Origin of the sequence: Kitasatospora sp. NPDC097691, assembly GCF_040302665.1 — a bacterium.
Lineage (GTDB): Bacteria > Actinomycetota > Actinomycetes > Streptomycetales > Streptomycetaceae > Kitasatospora.
Genome location: NZ_JBEORY010000008.1, coordinates 207,471 through 213,741 on the forward strand (window position 1 = coordinate 207,471; position 6,271 = coordinate 213,741).

General features: G+C 73.7%; 4 protein-coding genes. 3 read left to right on the plus strand and 1 reads right to left on the minus strand.

The window, feature by feature from the left end:
- Nucleotides 1–101: 101 nt before the first annotated feature.
- Both ABTY56_RS08940 and ABTY56_RS08945 read left to right on the plus strand, forming a co-directional pair.
- Nucleotides 102–1,439: a L,D-transpeptidase family protein gene (locus ABTY56_RS08940; protein ID WP_350627701.1), complete on the plus strand. Its 1,338-nt coding sequence runs from the start codon at nucleotides 102–104 to the stop codon at nucleotides 1,437–1,439.
- A 119-nt stretch (nucleotides 1,440–1,558) separates the two neighbouring features.
- Nucleotides 1,559–2,503, plus strand: coding sequence for a beta-ketoacyl-ACP synthase III (locus ABTY56_RS08945; RefSeq protein ID WP_350627703.1), 945 nt, complete (start codon nucleotides 1,559–1,561; stop codon nucleotides 2,501–2,503).
- Between the two features lie 195 nt (nucleotides 2,504–2,698).
- Here ABTY56_RS08945 and ABTY56_RS08950 read toward each other — a convergent pair whose 3' ends face one another.
- Nucleotides 2,699–3,346, minus strand: a complete 648-nt coding sequence (locus ABTY56_RS08950; protein ID WP_030055725.1) for a TetR family transcriptional regulator — start codon at nucleotides 3,344–3,346, stop codon at nucleotides 2,699–2,701.
- Between the two features lie 424 nt (nucleotides 3,347–3,770).
- On the opposite strand from ABTY56_RS08950, the gene ABTY56_RS08955 reads away from it, so the two are divergent.
- A complete protein-coding gene (locus ABTY56_RS08955; RefSeq protein ID WP_350627705.1) occupies nucleotides 3,771–6,155 on the plus strand; it encodes an outer membrane protein assembly factor BamB family protein in 2,385 nt (794 codons plus the stop codon).
- Nucleotides 6,156–6,271 lie beyond the last annotated feature (116 nt).

The following is a 6,271-nucleotide window of genomic DNA, read 5'->3' on the forward strand; positions in this document are numbered from 1 at the left end:
GCCGCCCGGGCCGTCATTCGGCCCGGGCGGCGGCGTCTTCACGGCCTCCGCACGCGACCCCGGGTTTACCAACGGGTACGGCGTTTGGCAGGATCGACGACATGTCCGGTTCTCATCGCGCCACCGAGTACCCGCCGTACGAGCCGATGCAGGAGCCGGTGTACGGGGTGCCGCAGCAGTCGCAGGAGGCGCCGTACGGCACGTACGAGCCGTACTCGCAGCCGGTCCGGCAGGCGTACCAGGAGCCCGCGGGGCAGGATTACGGCCAGGGCGTCTACCAGTCGTACGAGCCGTCGTACGAGCCGTCCTATGAGCCGTCCTACGAGCAGCCGTACGAGCCCGGGTACGCGCAGTCCCCCGAGCACGTCTACGAGCAGCCGTACGAGTCGTCCTACGAGCAGACCGCTGACGGGTACTCCGAGGCGTACGCGCAGCCGTTCGGGCCGTACGGTTCCGCGCCGGAGTCCGCCGCCCAGGAGCCGGGGACCGCAGTCCACGCGCCGGCCGCCGAACCCCTCGCTCCGCTCGCCCCCGTCGTGCCCGCCGCCACGCCCGTCGAGGGCGGTCGGGCGGCCGCCCGGGGCCGACGGCGCAAGGCGAAGCAGAAGAAACGTCACGGCAAGGCCGTGATGGCCGGCACCGCCCTGCTGGTGGCGGCCGCCGCCGGCTGGTACACCGTCGGCCAGGAGGGCGCCAAGCCCGGCCTCGCCGCGGCCGACGGCCCCGGCCCCGAGGGCGTCAGCAAGCCCGACCACCCGGCCCCGGCCCCCGCGGCCGTCCAGGCCGCCTCCGACCGGCAGGCCGCGCCCCAGGCCGCCGCCCGCGGCGAGGCCCGCCCGGACGCCTCGGTGGCCGCGATACCCGGCCTCGGTGCCACCTTCACCGCGAAGATACCCGCCGAGACCACCCAGGTCGTGGTCGCCTCCGGCGCGGACAAGAACACCGACAAGAACACCGTCGTCCTCTGGACCCGCACCCCCGAGGGCCGCTGGCTGGCCGGCGAGACCTGGCAGGGCCACAACGGCAAGAACGGCTGGACCACCGACCACAACGAGGGCGACCTGCGCAGCCCGATCGGCGTCTTCGGCCTCACCGACGCCGGCGGCCGCAACGACAACCCGGGCAGCAAGCTCCCGTACGACAAGGACCCGAGCTTCGTGGTCTCCGGCACGGGCTTCTTCGGCGACCAGCTGGCCGGCTCCTTCGACTACGTGGTCGCGATCAACTACAACCGCGTCGCCGGCAACTCCCCGCTCGACGCGCGCCGCCCGATGGGCTCCAAGAAGGGCGGCGGCATCTGGCTCCACGTGGACCACGACGGCCCCACCCACGGCTGTGTGTCGATCCCCGAGGACAAGATGGCCCAGCTGATCCGTACCCTGGACCCGGCCGCCCACCCGGTCATCGTGATGGGCGACACGACCACCCTGGCCACCTGACCGCTGACGCGCGACCCGGTCCCCGCAACGCCCCTTGTCGATCCCCTACAGATCACGAGCGCGGATCCTGTCGCCGGTCATGCCCCGCTGACCAGCGGGTAACCCGGTTCCATGGCAGCATGAGCGGTTCGCGCATTGTGGCACTCGGGCACTACCAGCCCCCCAAGGTCCTCACCAACGACGACCTGAGGGCGCTGGTCGACACCGACGACGAGTGGATCCGCAGTCGGGTGGGCATCCGCACCCGGCACATCGCCGAGGGCGAGAGCCTGGTCGACCTCGCCACCGAGGCCGCGCAGAAGGCACTCGCCAACAGCGGCCGGACGGCGGCGGAGATCGACCTCGTGGTGGTCGCCACCTGCACCGCGATCGAGCGCAGCCCCCACACCGCGGCCGCCGTGGCCGCCCGGCTGGGCGTGCGCTCGCCCGCCGCGTACGACATCAACACGGTCTGCTCCGGCTTCTCGTACGCCCTGGCCACCGCCGACCACGCGATCCGGGCCGGTGCGGCCCGCCGTGCGCTGGTGATCGGCGCCGAGCGGATGACCGACACACTCGACTGGACCGACCGCTCCACCTGCGTGATCTTCGGCGACGGCGCGGGCGCCGCGGTGGTCGAGGCCCAGGAGGAGGGCGCCGAGCCCGGTATCGGGCCGGTGGTCTGGGGCACCGAGCCGGAGAAGGGCGACGCCGTGGTGATCACCGGCTGGGACCCGGTGATCAGCCAGCAGGGCCAGTCGGTGTTCCGCTGGGCCACCACCCAGCTCGCCCCGCTCGCCCGGCAGGCCTGCGAGCGTGCCGGGATCGACCCGGCCGAGCTGAAGGGCTTCGTCCCGCACCAGGCCAACCTGCGGATCATCGACGCCATCGCCGGCAAGCTGGGCCTCTCCGACGCGGTGGTGGCCCGGGACGTGGTCGACTCCGGGAACACCTCGGCGGCCTCCATCCCGCTGGCCTTCTCCAAGCTGGTCGAGCGCGGCGAGCTGTCGCCCGGCGACCCGGTCCTGCTCTTCGGCTTCGGCGGCGGCCTGGCGTACGCCGGACAGGTCGTGCGCTGCCCATAGAGACGGCCGGAAGGCTCCGAGAACGACGAATGCCGGTGGGCGGGCACCCCTCGTAGGGGGTGCCCGCCCACCGGCATGTCTGGCGCGCGTGCGGTACGTCGGCGGACCTCCCCCGAGGACACGGCCGCCGTCCGTCGTTCCCCGGACAGGAGGCCGGGGCTGCGCGCGGAGCGGATGGTGGGTGTGGGGATCGGTCTACTTGGGCGGCTTCTTGCCGGTGACGCCCAGGTACACCAGGGGAGCGAGGTTGGGCTTCAGGTCCTTGACCTTGACGCCCCAGGAGGTGAAGGCCTTCTGGTGCTCGGCTGCCGAAGCGAGCAGCGAGACCAGGGCCCCGGCCACGGCGTTCGGGTCGAGCGACTTGTCGGCCTGACCCTTCGCCTGGAGTTCCTTGACGGCTTCCGCGAGCGGCTTGGCGACCGCGTTGAGGACCGTCATGCGGATCTTGAAGAACCGCTTGTCCCCTTCGGCGGCACCGAGCGTGACCACTCGGAGAATGGCGTCGTTCTTGCGCCAGAAGGCGAGGAATCCGTCGACCAGTTCTTCCGAAGTGGTCGGTCCGGACTTCCCTGCCCAGGACTTTCCGGCCACCAGCTCTTTGAGGGTGTCGGCGTCCTTGGCCATTTCCTCGGCGATTTCGAGGACTGCGCCCTCGACATCCGGGAAGTACTGGTAGAAGGTCGCGGGGGAGGTACCCGCCATACGGGCGACGTCGATGACCTTGACGTCCCGATAGGGCGACGTGCTGAGCATCTCGCGGAGGCAGTCGAGCAGCTTCTGCCGCGTCTCCTGTCCGCGTCGCCCGGCGACGCGACCGTCGACGGTGCGAACTTGTCCTGTCATGCCGTCAGCTTACCGTGGCACGATCTTGGCGCGATTCGGTGATGCGACTATTACTCCGCACGGGGGTCGCTATAGCGGCATGAACCGCTTCGGACGGATATTCACCGGGCTCCGAAGCCCCTGTTGAAGCCCCCCCGTGTGCTTTTGATCTCACAGCGTGACGGCGAGTCCGCTGAGGGGTGGTCGGGTGACGGAGCGTGACGACTTGTGGCGGGTCCGGAATCGTCCCGAAGTGGACGGTCCAGGGTGCCGGGCGCAAGCCGGGGCCGGAGCGGGCGTCAGAATCCGGCCGTTCCGTTCCGGTCGGCCCGGGGGCGCCCGACGGTGCTCTCCGGGCGGGGGAGGTTGGAGATGCGCCGGGCGGCATTGGAGAATCGGGTCCGGCACCACGCGGCGGGTGCGGAAACGGGGAGGTGGCAGCGGAGTGGACCAGCTGACGGCGCACGATCCGAGGCGGATCGGGCCCTTCGAGGTGCTGGGGCGGCTCGGCGCGGGCGGGATGGGGCTGGTCTACCTGGCGCGGTCCGCGTCCGGGCGACGGGTGGCCATCAAGACCGTCCGGGGGGAGCTGGCCGAGGACGAGCTGTTCCGGGTCCGCTTCGCGCGGGAGATCGAGGCGGCCAAGACGGTCGGCGGCTTCTACACGGCGGCCGTGGTGGACGCCGACGCGGACGCCCGGGTGCCCTGGCTGGCCACGGCGTACATCCCGGCGCCCTCGCTGGAGGACCTGGTCGAGGAGTGCGGCCCGCTGCCGGTGGAGGCCACCCGCTGGCTGGTCGCCGGGATCGCGGAGGCCCTGCAGTCCATCCACGCGGCCGGGCTGATCCACCGCGACCTCAAGCCCTCCAACGTCCTGGTGGTCGAGGACGGCCCGAAGGTGATCGACTTCGGCATCGCGGCCGGGGTGTCCAACACCCGGCTCACCATGACCAACGTCGCGGTCGGCACCCCCGCCTACATGTCCCCCGAGCAGGCCCGGGACAGCCGCACCGTCCGGGGCGCCAGCGACGTCTTCTCGCTCGGCTCGCTGATGGTCTTCTGCGCCACCGGGCACCCGCCCTACCGCGGCTCCAACCCGGTCGAGACGGTGTTCCAGCTGCTGCGCGAGGAGCCGGACCTGACCGGCATGCCGCCCGAGCTGATGGACCTGGTGCGCGCCTGCATGCAGCAGTCGGCCGAGCACCGGCCCACCCCGGCGCAGATCCAGGCCGAGCTGGCCCCGCACCTCTTCTCCCGCGACGACGCCTCCGGCGAGGCCGGGGACTGGCTGCCGGCCAACGCGCTGGAGCTGATCGAGCGCAAGCGCGGCCGCCGCCCGGCCGCCCCGCCGCCGCGCCCGCCCCAGGGCCCGGCGGAGCCGCCGCAGCCGCCCCCGCACGCGCCGCCGCACCCCCAGGTCCCGCCGCAGCCCCACGGGCCGGCCGACCCGCGCACCAACCCGGGCCGGCACGCCCAGCCGCCGGCCGGGCCGGTGCACGCCGCGCCGCGGCCGGGCCAGGCCTCCGACGCCGAGATCCCGACCGCGAAGATCGCCTCCCCGAACCGGCACCGCGCGCCGACCGGCGGCGCCGTCGAGGTGCAGCTCTCCGGCGCCTCGGTGCGGATAGGCCCGGGGCCGCGGGCCGAGCACGAGCAGCCCGGCCCGAACACCGCCCCGGCCGCGACCGACTGGGTCCGCCGGGCGGGCCCCACCCCGCCGCCCCCGCCGGCCCCGGCCGCGCGCTGGCGCCCCTGGCGGTTCCGGATGTCCAACGACGTCTGGGGCACCCCGGTGGTCGCCGACGGCACGCTCTTCGTCTCCAGCTTCGAGGTGCACGCGCTGGACATCGGCTCCGGCGAGCGCCGCTACAAGACCCGGGACGTCGCCTGGGCGCTCGCGGTGGACGCCGGCCGGGTGCACGCCGCGGACGGCCCGCACCTGTACACCGTGGACGCCGCCGACGGCACCGAGCGCTGGCGCACCTCGCTGGACGGCTGGGTCTACTCGCTCTCGGCCGCCGACGGCGTGCTCTGCTGCGGCATCAGGGGCGGCGGCGTCCAGCTGCGCTCGGCGGCCAACGGCGCCGAGCTGTGGCGCTCCGACGACGCCCAGCAGGACTACGAGAACCCGCAGTCCGGCCCGGTCCTGGTGGGCGGCGCCGCCTACTACTACGGCGCCGGGCGGCTGCGCTGCATCGACCCGCGCGGGGCCGGCCTGCGCTGGTCCTTCCCGGTCGGCGAGGACGTGCCCTCGCACCCGGTCGAACGCGGCGGCGTGCTGTACGTCACGGCCGGTACCCGGGTGTACGCGCTGGACGCGGCCAGCGGGGCCGAGCGCTGGCGCTTCGAGGCCCCGGTGGTGCTGTTCACCCCGCCCGCGCTGGACGCCGACGCCGTCTACGTCGCCGACTACCTGGGCACGGTCTACGCGCTGGACGCGGCCACCGGCCTGGACCGCTGGCGCGGGGTCACCGGCAGCCGCCAGGGCGGCGAGCCCGTGGTGGTCGGGGACGGCATGGTGCTGGTCGGCAGCGGCGAGGTGCTGTACGCCTTCGAGGCGGCGACCGGCCGGGAGCGCTGGCGCTACACCGCCCGCGGCGAGATCGTCGGCTCCCCGGCGGTGGCCGACGGCCTGGTGCACCTGGGCAGCCGGGACCACTCGCTGCACACCCTGGACCTGGCGAGCGGTCAGCTCCGCTGGGAGCTCGGCACCAAGGGCGAGCTCACCGGCTCGCCGGTGGCCGTCGGCGGGCGGGTCTTCGTCGGCTCCAAGGACCGCTGCGTGTACGCGCTGGACGCCTTCTACGGTACGGCGGTGCCCGCCCGCTGAGGCGGGGCCGGTGGCGGCGGGGCACACCGGGCTGCCGAGGTACGGGTCGAGCGGGGCGGGGGCGGCAGCGGGCGGCCGCACGCTCCAGGCGGCGCCGAGCGCGACACCGGCGTCGT

Bases quoted from the DNA above. Each gene is read 5' to 3' on its own strand.
- ABTY56_RS08940 (WP_350627701.1), top strand. From the start codon at position 102: ATGTCCGGTTCTCATCGCGCCACCGAGTACCCGCCGTACGAGCCGATG.
- ABTY56_RS08950 (WP_030055725.1), bottom strand. From the start codon at position 3,346: ATGACAGGACAAGTTCGCACCGTCGACGGTCGCGTCGCCGGGCGACGC.
- ABTY56_RS08945 (WP_350627703.1), top strand. From the start codon at position 1,559: ATGAGCGGTTCGCGCATTGTGGCACTCGGGCACTACCAGCCCCCCAAG.